The sequence below is a fragment of the Streptomyces cyanogenus genome, from assembly GCF_017526105.1.
Lineage (GTDB): Bacteria > Actinomycetota > Actinomycetes > Streptomycetales > Streptomycetaceae > Streptomyces > Streptomyces cyanogenus.
In genome coordinates this window covers 398,183-418,429 of the sequence record NZ_CP071839.1, presented here as the reverse complement: position 1 = coordinate 418,429, position 20,247 = coordinate 398,183, and the positions used below count along the sequence as shown (strand labels likewise).

Annotated in this window: 16 protein-coding genes; 8 read left to right on the top strand and 8 right to left on the bottom strand. The window is 69.2% G+C overall.

All coding sequences use genetic code 11. From position 1 onward, the window contains the following. The first annotated feature begins 105 nt into the window (after positions 1–105). Together ku and S1361_RS01785 are read left to right on the top strand one after the other, a co-directional pair. A complete protein-coding gene (ku, locus tag S1361_RS01790; protein WP_208030082.1) occupies positions 106–1,197 on the top strand; it encodes a non-homologous end joining protein Ku in 1,092 nt (363 codons plus the stop codon). 1,234 nt (positions 1,198–2,431) lie between these two features. Beyond that, on the top strand, positions 2,432–4,078 hold the full coding sequence (locus S1361_RS01785; protein ID WP_208030081.1) for a M4 family metallopeptidase: 1,647 nt from the start codon (positions 2,432–2,434) through the stop codon (positions 4,076–4,078). A gap of 402 nt (positions 4,079–4,480) precedes the next feature. Here the strand turns inward: S1361_RS01785 and S1361_RS01780 are convergent, their stop codons facing one another. From S1361_RS01780 to S1361_RS01770, 3 genes are all read right to left on the bottom strand, one after another. Further along, a complete protein-coding gene (locus S1361_RS01780) occupies positions 4,481–6,328 on the bottom strand; it encodes a trypsin-like serine peptidase (RefSeq protein WP_243769038.1) in 1,848 nt (615 codons plus the stop codon). 254 nt (positions 6,329–6,582) lie between these two features. Then, positions 6,583–7,335 carry a hypothetical protein gene (locus S1361_RS01775; protein ID WP_243769037.1) on the bottom strand — a complete coding sequence of 251 codons (753 nt, stop codon included), beginning with the start codon at positions 7,333–7,335 and terminating at the stop codon, positions 6,583–6,585. A 562-nt stretch (positions 7,336–7,897) separates the two neighbouring features. Next, positions 7,898–11,065, bottom strand: coding sequence for an nSTAND1 domain-containing NTPase (locus S1361_RS01770; RefSeq protein ID WP_243769036.1), 3,168 nt, complete (start codon positions 11,063–11,065; stop codon positions 7,898–7,900). Between the two features lie 338 nt (positions 11,066–11,403). Between S1361_RS01770 and S1361_RS01765 the strand changes: the two genes are divergently transcribed. The 4 genes from S1361_RS01765 (at position 11,404) to S1361_RS01750 (ending at position 13,835) form a co-directional block, all read left to right on the top strand. After that, positions 11,404–11,610 carry a hypothetical protein gene (locus S1361_RS01765; protein ID WP_208030078.1) on the top strand — a complete coding sequence of 69 codons (207 nt, stop codon included), beginning with the start codon at positions 11,404–11,406 and terminating at the stop codon, positions 11,608–11,610. 402 nt (positions 11,611–12,012) lie between these two features. Next, positions 12,013–12,207, top strand: coding sequence for an ABC transporter permease (locus S1361_RS01760; protein ID WP_243769035.1), 195 nt, complete (start codon positions 12,013–12,015; stop codon positions 12,205–12,207). A 67-nt stretch (positions 12,208–12,274) separates the two neighbouring features. Continuing rightward, positions 12,275–12,556 carry a hypothetical protein gene (locus tag S1361_RS01755; RefSeq protein WP_208030076.1) on the top strand — a complete coding sequence of 94 codons (282 nt, stop codon included), beginning with the start codon at positions 12,275–12,277 and terminating at the stop codon, positions 12,554–12,556. 40 nt (positions 12,557–12,596) lie between these two features. Beyond that, entirely contained in the window at positions 12,597–13,835 is a 1,239-nt protein-coding gene (locus tag S1361_RS01750; RefSeq protein ID WP_208030075.1) for a hypothetical protein, read from the top strand. A 156-nt stretch (positions 13,836–13,991) separates the two neighbouring features. Here S1361_RS01750 and S1361_RS01745 read toward each other — a convergent pair whose 3' ends face one another. Beyond that, complete coding sequence (locus tag S1361_RS01745) at positions 13,992–14,582, bottom strand: TetR/AcrR family transcriptional regulator (protein ID WP_208030074.1); 591 nt, start codon at positions 14,580–14,582, stop codon at positions 13,992–13,994. 200 nt (positions 14,583–14,782) lie between these two features. Between S1361_RS01745 and S1361_RS01740 the strand changes: the two genes are divergently transcribed. Then, the gene (locus S1361_RS01740) at positions 14,783–15,205 is read left to right on the top strand and encodes a DUF3995 domain-containing protein (RefSeq protein ID WP_208030073.1); all 423 of its coding nucleotides are present in this window, start codon (positions 14,783–14,785) and stop codon (positions 15,203–15,205) included. Positions 15,206–15,365: 160 nt separating this feature from the next. On the opposite strand, the gene S1361_RS01735 is transcribed toward S1361_RS01740, so the two are convergent. Further along, the gene (locus S1361_RS01735) at positions 15,366–16,016 is read right to left on the bottom strand and encodes a peroxiredoxin-like family protein (protein ID WP_208030072.1); all 651 of its coding nucleotides are present in this window, start codon (positions 16,014–16,016) and stop codon (positions 15,366–15,368) included. 109 nt (positions 16,017–16,125) lie between these two features. Next, entirely contained in the window at positions 16,126–16,272 is a 147-nt protein-coding gene (locus S1361_RS01730; protein ID WP_208030071.1) for a hypothetical protein, read from the bottom strand. A 167-nt stretch (positions 16,273–16,439) separates the two neighbouring features. On the opposite strand from S1361_RS01730, the gene S1361_RS01725 reads away from it, so the two are divergent. Then, a complete protein-coding gene (locus tag S1361_RS01725; protein WP_208030070.1) occupies positions 16,440–17,039 on the top strand; it encodes a TetR/AcrR family transcriptional regulator in 600 nt (199 codons plus the stop codon). Between the two features lie 18 nt (positions 17,040–17,057). Here the strand turns inward: S1361_RS01725 and mctP are convergent, their stop codons facing one another. Together mctP and S1361_RS01715 are read right to left on the bottom strand one after the other, a co-directional pair. Then, positions 17,058–18,677: a monocarboxylate uptake permease MctP gene (gene mctP, locus S1361_RS01720; protein WP_208030069.1), complete on the bottom strand. Its 1,620-nt coding sequence runs from the start codon at positions 18,675–18,677 to the stop codon at positions 17,058–17,060. Beyond that, positions 18,674–20,245, bottom strand: a complete 1,572-nt coding sequence (locus S1361_RS01715) for an MFS transporter (RefSeq protein WP_243769034.1) — start codon at positions 20,243–20,245, stop codon at positions 18,674–18,676. Before S1361_RS01715 ends, mctP begins: the two co-directional genes overlap by 4 nt. Positions 20,246–20,247: the final 2 nt, after the last annotated feature.

The following is a 20,247-nucleotide window of genomic DNA, read 5'->3' as shown; positions in this document are numbered from 1 at the left end:
CCGGTGGCCCGGCGGGCGCGGCACAGGCGGCGGTGCGAGCGTGGTGACAACAGGCGTGGGCCCGGGCACCTGTGCATGCCGGGGCCGGAGGGACGGAGCACGATCATGGCTCGGGCGATCTGGACAGGTGTGATCACCTTCGGGCTGGTCACCGTGCCCGTGGGGCTGTACACGGCGACCGAGGACCACACCGTCCACTTCCACCAGCTGCAGCGCGGCACCTCGGACCGGGTCCGCAACAAGCGGGTGAACGAGCGTACCGGCGACGAGGTCGACACCAGCGACATCGTCAAGGGCTACGAGCTCGACGAGGGCCAGTACGTCGTGGTCGAGCCCGACGAACTCGACGACATCGCGCCAGGCCGCTCCCAGACCCTGGACATCACCGACTTCGTCGCGCTGGACGCCATCGAGCCGGTGTACTTCGACCGCACCTACTACATCGCCCCCCGCGGCAAGGAGTACACCGAGGTCTACGAGCTGCTGCGCGCTGCCCTGGCTCAGTCGAACAAGGCAGGGATCGCCACCTTCGTCATGCGGAACAAGCAGTACCTGACGGCGTTGCGCGCGGAGGACAGGGTGCTGGTGTTGCAGACGCTGCACTGGGCGGATGAGGTCCGTGATCCGAGCCAGGAGCTACCCGAGCTTCCCTCCGGCCGCGCGGGGAGGGGCAAGCAGTTGGACATGGCGCTGCAACTGGTCGACGCGCTCAGCTCCGACTGGGATCCGGCCCGTTACCACGACACCTACCAGGAGAAGGTGCGCGAGCTGGTCAGGGCCAAGGCCGAGGGCCAGGAGATCGTGGCAGCGGAGGAGCCGCCGGAGGCGACCAACGTGATCGACCTGATGAAGGTCCTCGAAGGCAGCCTGCAGGCAGCGCGTTCCGGCCGCGGTGGCAAGGAGCCGGCGGGCGAGCGCAAGGAGAAGACCGGGCCGCGTAAGGCGGCCGCCCGGTCGTCGGCGGCAGGCACATCGGCCAAGACACCGGCGCGGAAGGCGCCGACGAAGAAGGCGGGGGCGGCACGGGCCCGCAGCCGCGGTGCCGGCGGCAAGGCGGAGCTGCAGAAGCTGAGCAAGGCGGAGCTGTACCAGAGGGCGACCGAGCAGGACCTTCCTGGCCGGTCGAAGATGAGCCGTGAGGAACTCGTCGACGCCCTCGCCCGCAGCGGGCGTCGCCGCAAGAAGACTGCCGCGTAACGGCTGCGGCGGCCACCCACGACCGTGCTGGGCCGCACGCTGCACCGCGAATGGTCGCAGGTCCGCTGTGGTCGAACACGGTGTGATGGTGAAGAGGACCGTGTCTCCGGGCCTCATCTGTCGCATGCGAGGACGACCGTTCGGGTGCTGAAGTCTCGCACTGCATTTCACCGCGTAGGCGACGACCGCCCCAACACGATCACGCCTTTGTGGGTCCAGCCCAGGCCGGCACGCTGAGCACGGGGCGGCGATGACCGTTGAGTGAAGGTCACGTGGGGGAGTTGTCACATGTCGTCAACGCGCGTAGCGCACCACGGGGCAACTGCGGTTTCCTCATGAACGCATCTCCAACCCCCCACTGCATTTGGAGACTTCATGCATCGCGCAGTCTCTGGTCTGCCCGCAACAGCGTTACCTTTGACCGGTGCCGGATCGGCTCACCCTGGTCGGTCCGCCCCCGCCGCCGTCGGCGGCGACCGCCCGGCAGGAGCTGGCCGCGCTCGCCGTGGACGCCCCGCACTCGATGGACGGCCACGCCCGGGACACGTTCGACACCTGGTCCATCCAGACGGACGGCTGTACCACCCGGCGGACGGTCCCGGCCCGCGACGGCAGGGACGTGGAGGACGAGCCGAGCAGCTGCCGGTCACATCCGGTTCCTGGTACTCGGCGTATGACGACGCCACGGCCACTGGGTTCGCCGAGGCCACCCTCGAATGACCACCACCGGCCAGGAGAAGACGGCTGGGCAGACGCGTGGGTGTCATGGCAGCCGCGGTGACGCGAAGCAGGCGTCGGCCCTGGCGTGCCGGACACCGGCGTAAAAGAGCCGATGGTGCGCGGCGGTAGGGCTTCGGCGGATACTGCGCGCCCCGCTTGAGCGGGCCCCTGCGCGGGGCCGGCCCGGACCCGGCGCGTTGAACCGCCGGCCGTGCGCTGCGCACGGTCCGACGCGGATGATGCGGCACGTGTCGCGCAGGGCAGTGAAGCCGGCTCACACAGAGCCGACTGCTGCCGGCTGCGCCGCCGCGCGCGGCGCCTTCGGTGTGCCGTTTTTCCTGGTGGGGACGGTCGGCCGATTCTCGACCAACACCATCCAGCGGGAATGGCATGTACATGACATACATGTCAGCCTCTGTTCACCCGCTGTACGAGCACCACCCATTCCACAGCTGCTTGGGCCGGCCCCATACCGGCCCGGCGGCGTTCCCTCCACAACAAGGAGCCTTTGTTCGTGAGCCTCCTCAACGTGCGTCGTCAGCGCACCCCTCTGGCCATCGCGACCGCGGTGGCGGCCGGAGCTCTGCTGTCCACGGGTCCGGCCACCAGTGCCTCCGCCCAGATCCCAGCCGAATCCGCAGCCGCCAAGCCGCTCGGTGCGGCCCCGACCACCCTGTCGGCCGCCGCCCGCACCACCCTGATCCACAAGGCGCAGGCCGGCGCCGCCACCACGGCGCAGCGAATAGGGCTGGGCGCGAAGGAGAAGCTGGTCGTCAAGGACGTCGTCAAGGACGCCGACGGCACCGTGCACACCCGCTACGAGCGCACCTACGCGGGGCTGCCGGTGCTCGGCGGCGACCTGGTCGTCCACACGGCCAAGTCCGGCAAGACCGAGGGCGTCACCAGAGCGACCACGACCGCCGTCAAGGTGGCCTCGCTCACGCCGCAGATCACCGCCGCCCAGGCCGAGAAGCAGGCGGTGTCCGCCGCCAGGACCCTCGGCTCCGCCAAGACCGCCGCGGACGGCGCCCGCAAGGTAATCTGGGCCGGCTCCGGCAAGCCCGTCCTCGCCTACGAGACGGTCGTCGGCGGCCTGCAGGACGACGGCACCCCGAACCGGCTGCACGTCATCACCGACGCGGCCACCGGCAAGAAGCTCTTCCAGTACCAGGGCATCGAGACCGGCGTCGGCAACACCCAGTACAGCGGCAAGGTCGACCTGACCAGCGTCCAGTCCGGATCGTCGTACACCCTCACAGACGGCACGCGCGGCGGCCACAAGACCTACAACCTCGAACACGGATCCGACGGCACCGGCAAACTGTTCTCCCAGGACAGCGACACCTGGGGCGACGGAAAGGCCTCCAACGCGGCCACCGCCGCCGCGGACGCCGCCTACGGTGCCCAGGAGACCTGGGACTTCTACAAGAAGACCTTCAACCGCAGCGGCATCAAGAACGACGGCGTCGGCGCCTACTCCCGCGTCCACTACGGCAACGCCTACGTGAACGCCTTCTGGGACGACAACTGCTTCTGCATGACCTACGGCGACGGCGCCAAGGACGCCGCCCCCCTCACCTCCCTGGACGTCGCCGGCCACGAGATGAGCCACGGCGTCACCTCCAACACCGCGGGCCTGGAGTACTCCGGCGAGTCCGGCGGCCTGAACGAGGCCACCTCCGACATCTTCGGCACCGGCGTGGAGTTCTACGCCGGCAACTCCACCGACGTCGGCGACTACCTCATCGGCGAGAAGCTCGACATCAACGGTGACGGCACCCCGCTGCGCTACATGGACAAGCCCAGCAAGGACGGCGGTTCCGCCGACTACTGGTCCGCGGACGTCGGCAACAAGGACGTGCACTACTCCTCCGGCGTCGCCAACCACTTCTTCTACCTCCTCGCCGAGGGCAGCGGTGCGAAGAAGATCAACGACGTCAGCTACGACTCGCCCACCCAGGACGGCTCCAAGGTCACCGGGATCGGCCGCGACGAGGCCCTGCAGATCTGGTACAAGGCGCTGACCACGTACTTCACCTCGAAGACCGACTACAAGGCAGCCCGCGAAGGCACCCTGAAGGCGGCAGCGGACCTGTACGGCGCGGACAGCACCGAAGCCAAGACGGTCGCCGCGGCCTGGACCGCGGTCAACGTCAGCTGACAAACCCACCGCACCGGGGGCGGCACCAGGACTCATCCCCCTGCTGCCGCCCCTGGCACACGCCCCGCACCGCACGCCGTCTCTTGTTGTTCTCGGCCCGCTGCGTTCAGCGCACTTCGGCGTCGGCGCGGATGCCGACTTCCGTGCCGGGACCGCCCGACGGCGTGGAGCCGGCCGCCGGTACGGGCCGCTGGAGGACGGGGTCTGCAGGCCGCTACCCCGTTCAACGCCGTGCCCCGGCCCGATCCGGCCCCTTCCGGTTGCGCAGAGCCGATCTGCCGGACCTGAGCGACTGCACAGTCGAAGAGCGCTGCGGGGCGTGGCACCCCGCGGGCGGATCCGGGGGCCCGTTGGTTCGGGTCACCGGATCCGCCTCGGCCGTGGGAGCAGGCGGTGGGGCGGTTACTTCGAGGCGACGAGCATGTGTTCGGCACCGAAGGTGGCGCCGGTGTGGGTGTACATGGTGGTCTCGCCGTCGGACCAGCGGACGACGAGGTCGTCCGGCCAGCCGTTGGAGTCGTAGCTGCCCGCTGTCATCACCGAGTCGTGGGACCAGATGCTGCCGGCCGGGGCCATGTGGACCTCCTTGCCGACGCCGCCGGGGCCGGTCTCCTGGAACTGGGAGACATGTCCGTCGGACCAGCGCACCAGGGTGTCCCAGTTGTTGCCGCCGGTGAAGTCGCCCGCGGTCACCAGAGTGGCGTCCTTCCAGGCGCTCTTCGGCTTCGCCAGCTGGTGTTCGGTGCCGAAGCCCTTGTCGCCGACGGCGGTGTAGTCGGTGACCTCGCCGTCGCTCCAGCGCACCACCAGGTCGCTGACGTACTTCGCGGTGCCGAAGCTGCCTCCGGTGATCTGGTCGGCATGGCTCCAGATGGATCCGGCGCCGGCCAGTTTGATCCCGCCGTCCAGTCCCTTGGTGCCGACATCGGGGAGGAGCCGGACCTCGCCGGAATCGAACACCACCAGCAGATCCGAGTTGTTGCCGCCGGAGAAGTCCCCTCCGGTGAGGGACTTGACGTCCTGCCAGACGCCGTGGGGTGCGGCCAGCCGCCGCTCGTCGGCGAACCCGCCGTTGCCGTCACCGGTGTACAGGGTCACCTCACCGTCGGTCCAGACAACGATCAGGTCGCCCTTGCCGTCGCCGGTGTACTCGCCCGAGGCCAGCAGCTTGGCATGGGACCAGGTGTCACCGCCGCCCATGGAGTACGGCAGCGGCGGCTGGTCGTAGGTGCTGCCGTGCTGGGGGACGTGGTTGTTCTTCGCCTCGTCGTACAGGCGGAAGAACCAGTCGCCGTGCATGGGGCTGTACGTGAGCCAGTCCACGTTCGCGTCGTTGCCGCCGCCGTTGTACCCGCCGACGTTCCCGATGATCTCACCGGTGCCCTTCGCCCAGTCGACCCGGGAGAACCAAGGACCGCCGGAGACGCCGCTCCACATGCCACGGCACTTGGCCTGGATCTGGTAGAAGCCGGGGAGCGCCTCCGTCTGCGCGGGGCACCGCACGGGATGGTCCTCGGGGTCGTGGCTGGAGGGATAGCCCAGCATCGTGACCTTGTTCAGGTAACCCGGCGTGCGCACCAGCTTGTTCGCGCCCACCACGTCCTGCGCCTGCTTGCCACTCTTCGAGGGATCGAGCCGGCCGAAGGAGAAGTCCAGGTCGGAAATGGGCTTCTTGGTGTTGTGCACGTACCGGTTGTCGGTGAAGAACTTGGCGACCCGGTAGAACCCGAACGTCTGCTTGTCCAGCGTGTACTCGGCGGCGTACATGGGGACGAAGACGGCCTTGCCGCCGTCGCAGTGCCCCGCGGTCAGGATCAGATTGTGCCCTGGGCTCTCCACCACGCTGGCGGTGCACTTGTGCGCGTGCATCCGCTCGGTGGTCGGATCCGTGTCGTACGTGAAGATCGTCCCGACCGACTTCAGCCCGAGGATGTGCTCCGCCGTCGGCATGGCGGCCGCCACCGAGGGACCGGCCGGGGCCGCCCGCCGCGCACGGGCCTTGGCGCTCGGGTCCGCCTGCTGCGCGGGCAGTGCCGGGTCGGTGGCCGAGGCCATGCGTTCCGGCGTCCAGAAGCGGATGGCGTCCGCGTCCGTCCAGTCGTCGTCGCCGGTCTTCGGCTCGGTGGAACCGCCCGCGCTCGCCGACGGCGAGGCCGAGGGCTCCCCCGTTCCGTTCGGGGTCGAGGGGCCGGCAGATGCTGAGGGCGCTGGTTCGACGGACGGTCCGGCTGTCGTTTCAGCGGACGGCACCGTCGTCGCAGACAGGTGAGGTGCCGGTGTGACGTCCTGAACCTCGGCCTGTGCGAGGCTTGCCCCTCCCGTCAGGAGCAGAGCAGTTCCGGCCGCCAGGACCACGAGGCGCGACATTCGTCTGTGTGAGGTATGCAAGGAATGCTTTCTGAGTCATGGGACAACTGAAACGCCTCCCGGCCGGAAACGGCCGGGAGGAGCGAAGGAAGACTTGAAGAACGGCAGGGACGGTCTCTGCGACTGCCGGTTCGCCTCTACGCGGAGGGCTCGGTCTTGCGTGAGCGGTGGCGCCGCACCGTGAACACTCCGCCAGCGGCGAGGGCCAGCCCCGCGGCCGTGACGCCACCGGCGACCGCCCAGGAAGAGCCGCCGTCCCTGACGGGCGGGCCGGCGATCGTGACGTGCTGCTTCGTGGTCTGCTGCCCGTGGTGGCTGACCACGGTCACGGTGTAGCGGCCGTTGGGTACGTCGCCTCGCAATTCTCCGTAGCCCGCGTAGACCGTGCCGGGGTCGTCGCATTTGCAGCCGGGGTTGTCCGGGCTGTCCGTCTTGATGGTCAACGGCCCCCTGAAGACGGGCGACGTGACGGTGAGGGAGTCCTCCCCTGGTGCGGCCCGCAGGTCGTTGAGGACCACCCGGACGTCACTGCCCGGGCGGAGGGAGGCGGGTGTGTCGCTGCCGGGGGGCGCGTTACGGGGACCGATGACGAACCGGTAGATCTGCGCAGAGTTCTCGGCCAGGATCTTGAGTTGAGTGGTGGCGACGGTACGGCCATGGCTCGTCGCGGTGACCGGATAGGTGCCCGCGCGCAGGCCCGAGCGGACGCGGTGGTCTGTGCCCGGCGCGTCCACCTGGAGCGACTGCGTCGACCCCTTCTTCAGGGGGACGAGGGTGATCGGCTCCTGCAGGGCCGGGGAGGTGACCTCGACCTTGTCCCATCCCGGTGGCATTCCCTCGAGGCTGAACGAGATGTCGTCACCGGCTTCCAGGGCGAGGTTCTGAGCCACGTGATACTCCAGACGGACGCCCGGAGAGGGGCTCGCGCCCTCGGCGGCCGACACCCCCGCCGCCCCTCCCAGCAAGGGCGCCACGGCAAGACCGGCGACCCCCACAGCCCGAACTGCATTGCGGAACAACGGCTCCCCCTTGGTCGGAGATGGCTGGGCCGGTTCGACCGCATCCATCTGTCGATCAGGAAGAGGGCAGAAGTGGGCAGTTGGTTGCCGACGAACCAGCGCCCGTGGCGCTGTCCTGCCTGGCGTTGGCGGAATACGCCTCGGCCGGCGCCTCCGCCCCCTACCGTGCTCCCAAGCCGATCGCGGTCGGCGCGCGGGCCGCAGGCGCGGCGCCTGAGAGTGCGGCTCCACACTGTCGGCGACGTCGTTTTCCAACCCGTACGCCGTCGTCTGCCTCCGCTGCGCCGTCCGGTTGCCCCGGCCCGCGCCCGCTCGTCGCCGGTTCGCTGCCGCGTCCTACGCCCGTCCACCCTCCAAGCCCGCGCTCGCCCGCGCTCGGCCGTCGCCCCGCCGCCGTACTGGCGAATCTCCGTCGAACCGAGACGTGAGTCGCTCAACAGGTCTGCCGGTAGGGGAGTTCAGGGATCAACGACTGCCAATCGGCTGTACGCATGCCACCTCTTGAACGGCGGCAGATGGATTCGACGATGGACTCGGGGGCGATGCCATACGTGTGCGGTGGGGTGTGCTCGCTGTCGACGGTGAGTGTTGTTCCGTCGCGGGCGAAGGTCAGGGATTGCACGCTGTCTCCTGCCGTGAGCAGGGTGGATCCGAGTGGCCGGCTTGTTACGGCGTCCCACAGCCTCACCGTGCCGGAGCTGCCCCCGACGGCCAGGAACTGGCCGTCGGGGGAGTATGTCAGGGCGGTCACGGACCCGGGCTCTTTGCTTCCCCCGGCGCTGGTGGTCCCGGAGAAGGTGCTCAACCGCCGTTTCTGAGCCCCGTCCCAGACCGTTACCCAGCCGGCGTCGTCACCGGTTGCCACACGGTCGCTGCCCGGGGGACCGGGCGCGACGGCGGTCAGACGTCCGCCGATCTGCTCGGGTTGCGGAAGTGCGACTTTCGCTGGTGCGTCGTGCCAGCGGCGAGTCAGTGCGTCGCCCAGATAGAGGGTGCGGACGACGGCGGCCGATGCCGATTGTTCCTCGAGGTACCGGATCACCCTGCGTTCCGTGTCCAGGTGTACTTCCCGGATGTCATGGTGGTGCAGCGGGTACTGGTACACCGGTGTGCTGAGGTCTGCGGCTCTCCACATACGCATGGTGTCGTCGTCCGCCGTCACGAGAAACCGTCCGTCGTAGTCCCAGACGGACTGGTCCGATCCGACTTCGTGAGCCGTAGGCAGTTCCTTGCCCGAGTCCCAGTTCCAGGTCCGCAACCCTGTACCAGTGACGACCATCAGAGTACGGCGGCCCGGGTCGAGGACGACGGATGTCCTGTCGCCGCTGCAGGCCTCTTGGGAGACGGTGTCCGAGCGCCATGCCCGTATGAGCCGGGACGTCCGGGTGTCCCAGACCTCCAGGACCGTGGGCGCCGTGCACAACGCCATGAACCGGCCGGTGGCGTCGAGGGGCGAACGTACGGGGGTGCGGCTTCCGCGTCGGAATGTCGCGCGGCGTCGTCGTACGTCCCACATGATGACCGAATGCTTGGCCACGACTTTCAAGCTCTGCCCGTCCGCAGCAAACACCGCGTACGCGTCACCGAGCTTGAAAGGCAGACTGACCGTCTGGCCAGAAGACACATCCCGGAGCTGCATCGTGTCGCCCGCGACCACCAAGAGGTGTTTGCCGTCCGGCGAAAGGTCGTAGGCCGACGTATCCGGTCGAATCCTGAGCATGTGGGTGCGTCGGCGGCTGTCCACGTCCCACATGCTCACCTGGCCATGGTCGCTCGTGACGAGGGTGCGGCTGTCCGAGCTGAGAAATCTGCCGCTGGTGGCGCCCACGCCGGGTCCGTTGAAGACGTCCTGTTCGCGTTGGGTCATCGGGCCCACGAGCGCGGCTTTGGCCTCCAAGGTCGGGCTGATGCGCCACGCCGCAACGCTGAGCCGCATCGCCGTCAGCGGGTCCGCGTAACGCATGGCCTCCGCGGCCGCCGCAACACGACGGGACGTGGCGTCGGCCAGCCGCTGATCGCCGAACCGACTCTCCTGCCAGGCCACCAACCCCGCGATGAGGGCGAGCACCGCCAGAGCGGACAGACCTGCTCTCAGACGGTGCAGGCGGCGGGTGGAGCGGGCGGTGGCGCGTTCTTCTTGCTCGCGAGCCTCGAGGCTGCTGGTCAGGAAGGCGTGTTCGAGGCTGGTGAGGTCTGCGGTCGGCCGGGAGCCGAAGTGTTCCCGGGCGGTGGTCAGACGGGTGCCGCGGTACAGCGCCCCCGGGTCGTGGCCCAGGTCCTTCCAGGTGCGTGCCGCTTCGCTCAGCGTGCGTTGTACGCGTAGGTGTTCGCGGTCCTGATCGATCCAGCGGTGCAGCCGTGGCCAGGTGGTAAGCAGGGCCTCGTGGGCGAGGTCGACGGTGTCGTCGTCCGCGGTGAGCAGCCGGGCACGGGTGAGGGCTTCCAGGACCTGTGCGGTTTCGTGGCCTCCGATGTCCTCCAGTTCCGCGCGGCCGACGGGGCGTCGGGTGTCAGGGGTGCCGTCGCCGGGGACGACCAGGCGCAGCAGGAGGCGGCGTGCCGCAGCTGCCTGGTCTTCGGTGAAGCGGCCGTAGACCTCTTCGGCGGTCTTGGCGATGGCCCCGGCGAGGCCGCCGGCTGCCTCGTATCCGGTCACGGTGAGCGTTTTGCCGCGGCGCCGGCGCCAGGTCTCCAGCAGCGCGTGCGACAGCAGGGGCAGTCCGCCCGGGGCGTCGGTGACTTCCTCGACCAGCCGGGCGGTCAGCGCCCGCTCCACCGTCAGTCCGGTCGCGGTGGCGGGTTTGACGACGGCTTCGCGCACTTCTTCCGGGCTCATGGGCCCGACGAGCAGGTGGGCGTCGCGCAGGGCGCCGGCGAGGTCGCGGTGTTCGGCGCAGTGGCCGTAGAAGTCGGCTCGCACTGCGATCAGGACCCGTAGCCCGCTCTCGGGCCGGAGGGCATCCAGCAGCAGGTCGATGAACCGGGCACGTTCGGCAGGGTCGTGGCAGAGAGTGAAGAGTTCTTCGAACTGGTCGACGACGACGAGCGTGTCCGCCCCGGTGGCTGCGGCGCTGGAAGGGGCGCCGCCGGCGGTGAACGCAGGGGAGTGGGTGTGCGCCGGGTGCTCGCCGGGGGCCAGGATGCGGATGGAGGCCGGGCGCAGTGCCGTGTCCTGGGTGTGCTGCAGGGTGGGGATGAGCCCGGCGCGCAACAGGGAGGACTTACCGCTGCCGGACGGCCCGAACACCGCGGCGAACCGCCGGCGGCGCAGCAGGTCCAGCAGATCGGCGGTGAGGCGGTCACGGCCGAAGAACCGAGCGCTGTCACCCGTCTCGAACCGCGCCAGTCCCTTGTACGGAGGCTCGGCCCCCGCGTCCTGTCGCACGGTGCTCGACGCGGCGACTTCCTCGACGGCCTGCTTCCACCGGGCTTCCCACTCCACGACGTCGCCGCCGCAGGCACGCACATACGCCAACGTCACCGGCAGCGTCGGCAGACGCTCACCCGCGGCCGCCTGCGACAGTGTCGTGGCCGAATACCCGGCCCGCTGCGCCAGCAACCGGTAGGGCATCCCGCCCGCATTGGCCCGCAGCTTCCGCAACTCGAATGCTAACCGCTGAACCGGACCCGCCCCTGGGTCCACCGGCACTTCGCGACGCCCTGCCACACACCCCCACACCCTTGAAGCCGTCCCACCAGACTGGTTGGTCACGCTAGGCGCCTCACCACCGCCGCGGAAGATCACAGCCGGCCATTGTCTGGCCGTCGGAACAGCCCTGCCAACCAATCTCTGGGTCGCTGAACTCGGCGTTGCAAGCGAGCCGTGCAGCAGACGCATCTGCGGTCTACGCGGGGACCTGCATTTCCCCGGAAGGGTCGTCAGAAGCCGAGACCAGGACGCTGCTCGCGGATGGGGAAGGGGCCCTGGTACGGGACTGCATGACCCGCAAGGGCTTCCCCTTCTTCTACGACCGCGCAGGTCCTACGGAGCTGCAGGCTGAGGACGTGGCGAGAAACCGGGACATGACTCTGGACGACCTGCCGCGCGCCCAGCGGGAGGGCTTCGGCCCGGATGCCGCCACTTCGGCGCCGCAAGTCTCTCGCGCGGAGCGCCAGGAGCGCGCGTATCTCGCGGGACTGTCCTAGCAACGGCGTGACGCCAAGGAAGTCAGGAAGAGTCCGGAAGGAGGCTACTGCGCACCCGCCACTGGATCGACCGCCACCGCACGGAAGCCGCTGACTTCCGGCGGTTCAAGGCGGAAGCGGCGGCACGGCTGACGGCCGATACCCCGGGTCGGGATTGATTGGCATCATCAGTTGCCCTTCGTGCTCCAAGTAGGGCAAACAGCCGGACGGCAATTTGTTGACGCGGCAAAAGATGAAGGGGAAACCGGGATCTGTCGCTGCCGCGCCGAGGTTGCCGACCCCGGCCGTCCGTCGCTTACTGGAAGAGGGCCTATTTGAGCCTGGGGAACAAGGTCATCACCGAGGGTGTCCATCATGATACGCAATGCGCGCATACGGGCTTGGGTAGAAACAGTCGCCGCTGTGATCAGTGGAATCCTGTTCATCGTCACCCTGGTCTGGCGGGACTGGATCGAGCGCGTCTTCGGTGTCGAGCCCGACCAGGGGAGTGGCGCCCTGGAATGGGCGATCGTTGCCGTCACGCTGTGTGCCACGGTTGTCTTCTCGTTGCTCGCGCGCAGTGAATGGCGTAGGGCCGGAGAACTACGAACCGAGTGAGGGAACTTCGGCAGACGCTCTCCCGCTCGGCCCGAGCCGACACCTGACCACGAGAAGGATGGGCCCCATGACGAACGAACCGCACAGTGGCCGGACTTATGAGGCCGAGGACGCCGCCCTGGCGCAGGCCGGTCCGGCGCAGTCGCTGTCCGACGAGAAGGCGGCGCCACGGACCGACGTCCAGCCCGATGAGCGGCAGCGGATGCTGGACGAGCGTGAGGAGAAGCTCGCTCGACGGCGCAAGCCCATGGGCCCGACCTCCGACCAGATCCCCGAGACCACACCGGAGGAAGCCGCGCCGCCGTCCGATGAGCAGCCCAGCACCACACCCGAACCGCTGGAGCCGTGAGGCACCCGCGGTCAGTGACCTCCCCGGGAGGACGGCAGCCATGGCAACTGTCCGCATCGTCCAGAACATCGGCCTGGACGACCACGCGACAAGCACCCAGACGAGCACCATCGACGAGCCCACGGCCGCGGCCTCGAACAGCAACATCTTCGTCACGGGCAACTGGTTCGGCAGCCGCAGCTCGACGGAGGGCAAGCAATGGGAACTTGTCGATCCCTTCACGGTCCTGCCCACCGCGGCCGGCGGATTCTGCTGCGACCAGATCGTCATGTACGAACCGAGCCGGGACATCTGGATCTGGATACTCCAGTACATCACCCGTGAGGATCCCGATCACCCCGGCGTCCGGAACAACGTCTTCCGAGTGGCGGTCTCCCCAGGTAGTGATCCGACTGCCTGGCACTGGTGGGACTTCGCTCCGATCGACCTCAACGCCGAGTGGCGGGACATGTGGTTCGACTATCCGGACGCGGCCACCAGCATGAACCACCTCTACGTCACCTTCAACGCATTCAACGCCGCCGGCCGCTGGCAGCGCGCCGTCGTCTTCAAGTTGCCCCTGGACGCACTGCGGAACGGAGCATCCATCGGCTACCAGTGGTGGTCCACGACGAAGCACGGTTCTCTGCGGCTCACTCAGGGAGCGGCCGGGAGCATGTTCTTCGCCAGCCACAACAGCGGTACGAACCTTCGCGTGCACGGCTGGCCGGACAACTCCAACACCGTGGGCTGGTTCGACGTACAGGTCAGCCCATGGAGTTCCGGCCCTTATCAGGCGCAGGGGCCCGACGGCAAGGACTGGCTGTCCAAGCGGGTCGACTCCCGGATCACCGGTGCTTGGGTGAGCGGCACACGTGCCGGCTTCCTGTGGACCGCGGCGGCACGCGCCGGCCGGCCCCTGCCGTACGTCAAAGGCGCGGTCGTGGATGTCACCACGCAGGCACTGGTGGAGGAACCGGAGATCTGGAACCAGCAGTCGGCCTTCGCCTTCCCGGCGGCCTGCCCGAACGCCCAGGGCGTCGTCGGTGTGAGCCTGTTCATGGGCGGCGGTCCGCGGCATCCGAGCCATGTCGTGGGGTTCCGCGACGGTGGTGAGTGGCGTCTGGTCCTCACGCGTCAGAGCACGCAGGGGCCGGACCCCGGAACCTGGGGTGACTACCTCACCTGTCACCAGTACCACCCGGCAGCGTCCGAATGGGTGGCCTCGGGCTACACGCTCCAAGGCGGCGGCGACCGGCGTTTCGTCGAACCGCGGTACGTCCGGTTCGGCATCGGCTGAGTCCGAGGAACACCCATCGCCTTCCGCGTGCTTGGAGCCGGACCGCACCGCAATACAGCAGACGTACGACGAACCGGCTCTGTCCGCAGTTCGCGCCGAGTCATGGTCCGGCTCTGAGCGCGGCGGTACCTCTGCGACCGTGAGGGGGACGACGAGTCAGCCTGGTCCGCGCTCGGCCGGCGTGAGGATCATGGCGACCAGGTGGTCGAGCGCGGCCGAGGAACCGGGTTCGTGGAGTTGAGTCTCGGGTGCGAGGGTGGCCGCGGTACGGCGCAGTTCGAGCCAGCCGAGGTAGGCGGCGTAGGAGGCGAGTGCTCGGTGACGGGCGTCCTGCGCGCCGAAGCCCAGGTCGGTGAAGATCTCGGTCAGGAAGGCCAGTCGGGCCTCGGTGACCCGGGCGACCACCTCGGCGATGGCCGGGTGGCTGGTCTGCGCGGCGAGGGCGGGCTCGAGACCGGCGATCTCCTCGCTGCCCAGGGCCTCCGCGAACAGGGCGCGGGCCCGGGCCCAGGCGTCGTCCAGGGCTCGGACGGCCGCCACCACCTCGGTGGTCGCGCGTAGTTCCCAGGTCTCCAGGGCTGCCACCAGCAGGGCCTCGCGGTCGGCGAAGTGCCAGTAGAAGCTGCCGCGCGTGACGCCCAGCTCGCGTGCCAGCCGGTCCACCGCCACCGCGGCGACCCCGCCGCGGGCCAGCGCCCGCAATGCGGCCATCGTCCAGTCGTCCCTGCTGACTTTGCCCTTTCCCATGTTCCGTACACTACTGTACGGAACATCCGTACAGTAGTGTACGGAACTGTCTCGGAGGGGGTGGCGGGATGAAGCTGGTGGCATGGGTGCTCGGACCGGCGGGACGTGAGGAGTGGCCGGGACGGCCGGGCGCTGCGTCAACGGCAGGCGCCGGCCTTGGGGTACGGGTCGCGGCTGCTGTGGCGGGTGCGGGTCTGCTTGTGGCTGGGACCCTGCATGTGGTGTGGGCGTTCTCCTCCTGGCCGCTGGACTCGCGGGCCGAGTTCGCGTCCGCCGTGGTGGGGGTGGAGGAGTCGCAGTTGCCGTCGCGCCCGCTGACGCTGGCCGTCGCCGGGCTGCTGGTCGTGGCTTCCTGGCTCGTCGTCACCGGCGCCCGGCCGGCGAACCGTCTGGCTGCCTCGCGCCTGGTCCGCGTCGGGTTGTGGACGGTCTTCGGCGTGATGTCGATCCGTGGGCTGGGGGGCCTGGTCGTCTCCGGCCTCGGCCTGGGCGGGGCGCCGGCCGAGTTCCGGCACGGGGACCTGCTGCTGTACTCCCCGCTGTGCATCGTCCTCGGATGCCTGACCGGCTACGTGGCGGCCCGGACCCGGCGCCACCGTATGAGCCCCCAGGGTCGAGCCTGACCGTTCTGGCCGCCCTGAAGGCCCGACGGGCCCAGGCTGATCAACGGACACGCCCGAAGGTGTAGGGGCTGGGCGTCCGAACGCACCGGACTGGGGGAGTGCCTCGGTGCGGCAGCTGAAGTGGCACTCGGGTGTGCGTCCTGCGTACCAGGGAGCGTGCTCAGGCGAGGGCGTCGAGTGCGGCGAGGATGTCGGCCGGTTCGGCGCGGGTGGTGTAGTCGGTGTCGACGAAGGCCCAGCGGATCGTGCCGTCGCGGTCGATGACGTAGGTCGCGGGCAGCGGGAGCGTGCGCGGGTGGCCGTCGTTGACGCGCTGGAGGTCGAAGCCGAGCCTGTCGTAGACGGCGGCGAGGTCGTCGGGGAGGTCGAAGGCGAGGCCGTACTGCTTGGCGACGTCGGAGCCGATGTCGCTGAGGACGTCGAAGGCCAGGGAGTGCTTCTCGGCGAGGGTGAGGGACTCGTCGGGAATCTGCGGGGAGACGGCCACCAGACGGGCGCCGCGGGCGGTGATGGCCTCGTGGTGCTGCTGGAGGGAGCGCAGGGCGATGTTGCAGTACGGGCACCAGGCGCCGCGGTAGAAGGTCAACACGACCGGGCCGTCGGCGAGCAGGTCCTCCAGGGCCAGCGTCTGCCCGTCCGCGGAGGGGAGGAGGAAGCGCGGGGCCTGTGCGCCGACGGTCAGAGCGCGGTCGGCCTGGCCGGAGTCGGCGAGTTCCTGGCCGGCCCGTTGCATGATCTCCCGGATCTCGACGGGGATCTGCTGCTGACGCGCTTCGTAGAAGGTGCGCAGTTCGGCGTTCAGGGTTGTCATGACGCTGATTCCTTCCGGTTGACGGCTGGGGCGGGACACATCTTGAAATGACTGTTCCAAGATAGGGGTACACGGGGCCCCGCGCCAGCCGTGCGCAGGTGTCGATGGGTCAGAGGCTGGTGAACGGACGGTGGTCGGCCAGGGCGAGGGCGCGGATGAAGGCGGCGAGGTGCACGGTGCGGCGGGCGAGGAAGCGGCGGAGGCGGGATGTGTGCGAGCCGTAGGCGACGACCCAGAGGGCTGGTATCCGGTTCATGGAGGGCATGGTCGCGGCGGCCGGAACGGCAGCGGGTGGATCCTGGATGAACCTGGACGCCTTCGCGGAGGTGGGCGGCCTGTCCCACTCTGTGCCTGTGAGCACCTTTGCGGCGTGATGAACGGGGAGTATCTTGGAATCCTTATTTCAGGATGGCGGGGTGCAACGTGCCGGACATCAAGCATTTCGACCCGGATGCCGCCCTGGAGACCGTGGTGCGGCTGTTCTGGCGGCAGGGCGTGGCTTCGACCGGGATCCAGGACGTGGTGACCGCGACCGGGCTCAGCCGTTCCAGCCTGTACGCCACCTTCGGCGGCAAGCAGGAGCTCTATCTGTCCGCGCTGCGCCGCTACCTGGAGCTGCGGTCCCAGCCGATGTTCCGGCGCTTGGCGGAGGACGAGCGGGGTCTGCCGGCCGTCGCCGAGTTCTTCGACGGCCTGATCGAGGCCCGCTGCTCGGGTGAGTACGCCCGTTGGGGTTGCATGGTCTCCAACGCCCACGCTGGGGCCGATAACAGCGACCCGGACGTACGCGCCGTCCTGGACCAGCACCACCGTGAGCTGCGCGACGCGATCTACGCGGCACTCGTCACCGCCGAGCACCAGGGACAGCTCGCGCACGGCGCCGACCCCGACGCCTCGGCAGATCTGCTGGCGCTCCTGGCCTACGGCGTCAACCTTCGCTCGCGTGCCGGTGCCGACGCGGCGGCGTTGCGAAGGACGGTGGCCGCCGCCCTGGGCTCGATCGGCATCGGGGCGGCGGCGTAGACATCCGTGGATCGGCCCTCAACTGGGGTTGGGCGCAGGTGAAGTGCCCGGCCGGACGGCGGGAGCCGGCAGGGCTTCCGTCTCTGCCGCATCCGCCGTGTAGTCCGCGGGGGACGTGGCGTCGATGCCCTCGGTGCCCTTGGCCGCTTTGAGGACGAAGGTGAGGACCACCGTCACAGCCACGTTGAGTACGAAGGCGGTGAGGCCGATGTAGCCGGTCTGGCCGATGCCCGGGATCTCCTTCGACGAGCCGCCGAAGTGTGCCTGGGTCGGGGAGGCGATGCCGTACGCGGCGGCCGTGCCGTAGATCATGCCGGCCGCCCAGCCGGCGAGCAGTGCCCAGCGGTGGAACCAGCGGGTGAACAGGCCGCCGACCAGGGCCGGGAAGGTCTGCAGGATCCAGATGCCGCCCAGCAGCTGGAAGTTGATGGCGACGGTCTTGTCCATGGTGAGGACGAAGAGCAGCGCGCCGACCTTCACCAGCAGCGACACCAGCTTGGAGACCTTGGTCTCCTGCTGGGCCGTCGCGTCGGGCTTGATGAAGTCCTTGTAGATGTTGCGGGTGAAGAGGTTGGCCGCCGCGATGGACATGATCGCCGCCGGGACCAGGGCGCCGATGCCGATCGCCGCGAAGGCCACCCCGGCGAACCAGTCCGGGAACATGTCCTCGAACAGCTGCGGGATGGCCAGCTGGCCGTTGCCGACCTTCACCCCGGCCGCGATCGCCATGAAGCCCAGCAGCGCCAGCAGACCCAGCAGCAGGGTGTAGAGGGGCATCACCGTCGTGCTGCGGCGGATCACCTCCCGGCTGCGGGACGACAGCGTCGCCGTGATCGAGTGCGGGTACATGAACATGGCCATCGCGGAGCCGAGCGCCAGGGTGGCGTATGTCCACCGGCTCTCTGCAGGCGGGATCAGACCGCCGGCACCGGCTGCGGTGTACTTCTCGCCCGCCTGGGCGAAGATGCCGTCGAAACCGCCCAGCTTGATCGGGATGTAGATGATCGCGACCACGATGACCACGTAGATCAGCGTGTCCTTCACGAAGGCGATCATCGCTGGCGCTCGCAGGCCCGAGGAGTAGGTGTAGGCGGCCAGCACGCCGAAGGCGATCAGCAGTGGCAGGTTCTTGATGAACCAGCTGGTGTGCTCGCCGCCACCCACGCCCATCACGTCCAGTACGGCCTGGATGCCGACCAGCTGGAGGGCGATGTACGGCATCGTGGCCAGGATGCCGGTGAAGGCCACGGCGAGGGACAGACCCTTCGAGCCGAAGCGGCCACGGACGAAGTCCGCCGTGGTGACGTACCCGTGGCGGTGGCACACGGACCACAGACGGGGCAGGAAGGTGAAGACCAGCGGGTAGACGAGGATCGTGTAGGGCACGGCGAAGAAGCCGGCCGCGCCCGCCGCGTAGACCGCCGCCGGTACGGCGACGAAGGTGTAGGCGGTGTAGACGTCGCCGCCGAGCAGGAACCAGGTGATCCAGGTGCCGAACGAGCGTCCGCCCAGGCCCCATTCGTCGAGGGTGTGTTCGTCGCCTTTGCGCCAGCATGCGGCGAGGAAGCCCAGGACCGTGACGGCCAGGAAGAACAGGGCGAAGACGGCCAGTGCGACGCCGTTGACGCCGTCGGTCATGTGGCAGCACCTCCTGCGCCGGTTACGGGTGTTGCCGCCGTGGCCTGAGCGGCAACGGCCCCGCTGCTGACCAGCTCGTCGAGCTCGGCGTCGAGCGGGGTGGCGCCCTCGGGGGTCTGGGCGGCGGTCTGCGGGTTGCTCCCGCGGAGGGCGACGGCGAGTCCCGCCAGGGCCATGGGGAGCGCCACGGTCAGCGCGGCGGTGCGGATGCCTCCCGGTGCCGAGAGGACCAGGGCGATCAGAGGCGGGCCGAAGGCTCCACCGGACTTGCCGATGGCGGCGGCCCAGCCGCCGGCGGTGCCCCGGATGGCCAGGGGGTAGATCTCGGCCGTGTAGGGGCCGATGAGCGCGATGACACCGGCGGTGCCGGCGAACAGCAGCATCACGGTGGCCAGCAGCACGGGCCGACTGCCGTCCAGGCCGACGGCTGACAGTGTCAGGAGCGCGCCGACGGTGAGGGCGGCGTAGAGGACCATGGTGCCCCTGGCCGACCACCGCATGTAGAGCCATGCGCCGGCCACGCAGGTGGGCACGGCGAGCAGCGAGGAGATGAACAGCAGGGTGGCGGCGGACATGCCGTGCCGGCCGGAGGATTCCAGCTGGCTGGGCAGGAAGGTGATGAATCCCCAGTAGACCAGCCCCCAGGCCAGTGCATAGGCGCTGACCACCAGCGTCTTGGCGGTCTGGGGGCGCTTGAACAGTGTGGAGGCGGGGACCTGCTTGGCTCGTACCTGCCGGGCGGTGAACGCGGCCGACTCGGGGATCCAGCGGTTCAGCGCGATCAGGATGAGGACCAGGGGGAGCTGGGCGAACCAGGTCACGCGCCAGCCGGCCAGGGGGATGAGGATGGCGGCCAGTCCTGAGGCGGCCATGTAGCCGCCGGTGGTGGTGAGTCCTGCCTGGAGGACCATGATGGCCGCGCGGCGGCCGGGCGGCAGGCTCTCCGTCATCAGGGCGTACACCACGGGCAGCATGCCTCCGGCCGCCATGCCCATCAAGGCGCACATGACAAGGGTGCCGCCGAAGGTCGGCATGGCACCGCACACCGTGGTGCCGAGGAAGAGCAGGGAGGCGATGAGGATGGTGGCCCGGCGGCCGATGCGGTCCGCGGCGCGTCCCCAGACGAGCGATCCGAGCACGGTGCCGGTCAGCGCGACCGTGGGCAGCCAGGAGACGTCGGCGGCGCTGAGGCCGTATTCCGCCCGCAGACCGGGAGAGATGAACGCCAGGGTGGCCGGCTTCATCTGGTCCACCAGAAGGGCGAAGGTCAGGATGGCGATGAGGCGGCGCCGACTCGCCGCCGTGGGGTGGGCCGGAGCGGGGCCGGCATCGGGATCGGCTGTCCGGGGCTGTACGACGGCGATGCCGGAGAGCATCACGCCGACGACGATGGCGGCCATGGCCGCCCACATCAAGGCCGGTGACATGTCCATCATGGACATGTGGAAGTGCATGGACGCGGAGTCGATGAACATCCACAGGTGTTCGAGGACGCCGGCGCAGGTGAGGGCGACACCGGTCCAGAACAGCCAGGGCCGGGGTATCAACGAAGCGGGTGGCGCGGACAAGG

Coding starts and splice junctions, on each gene's coding strand:
- ku (WP_208030082.1), top strand. CDS start 106: ATGGCTCGGGCGATCTGGACAGGTGTGATCACCTTCGGGCTGGTCACC.
- S1361_RS01765 (WP_208030078.1), top strand. CDS start 11,404: ATGACCCGCAAGGGCTTCCCCTTCTTCTACGACCGCGCAGGTCCTACG.
- S1361_RS01755 (WP_208030076.1), top strand. CDS start 12,275: ATGACGAACGAACCGCACAGTGGCCGGACTTATGAGGCCGAGGACGCC.
- S1361_RS01750 (WP_208030075.1), top strand. CDS start 12,597: ATGGCAACTGTCCGCATCGTCCAGAACATCGGCCTGGACGACCACGCG.
- S1361_RS01745 (WP_208030074.1), bottom strand. CDS start 14,582: ATGGGAAAGGGCAAAGTCAGCAGGGACGACTGGACGATGGCCGCATTG.
- S1361_RS01735 (WP_208030072.1), bottom strand. CDS start 16,016: ATGACAACCCTGAACGCCGAACTGCGCACCTTCTACGAAGCGCGTCAG.
- S1361_RS01730 (WP_208030071.1), bottom strand. CDS start 16,272: ATGAACCGGATACCAGCCCTCTGGGTCGTCGCCTACGGCTCGCACACA.
- mctP (WP_208030069.1), bottom strand. CDS start 18,677: ATGACCGACGGCGTCAACGGCGTCGCACTGGCCGTCTTCGCCCTGTTC.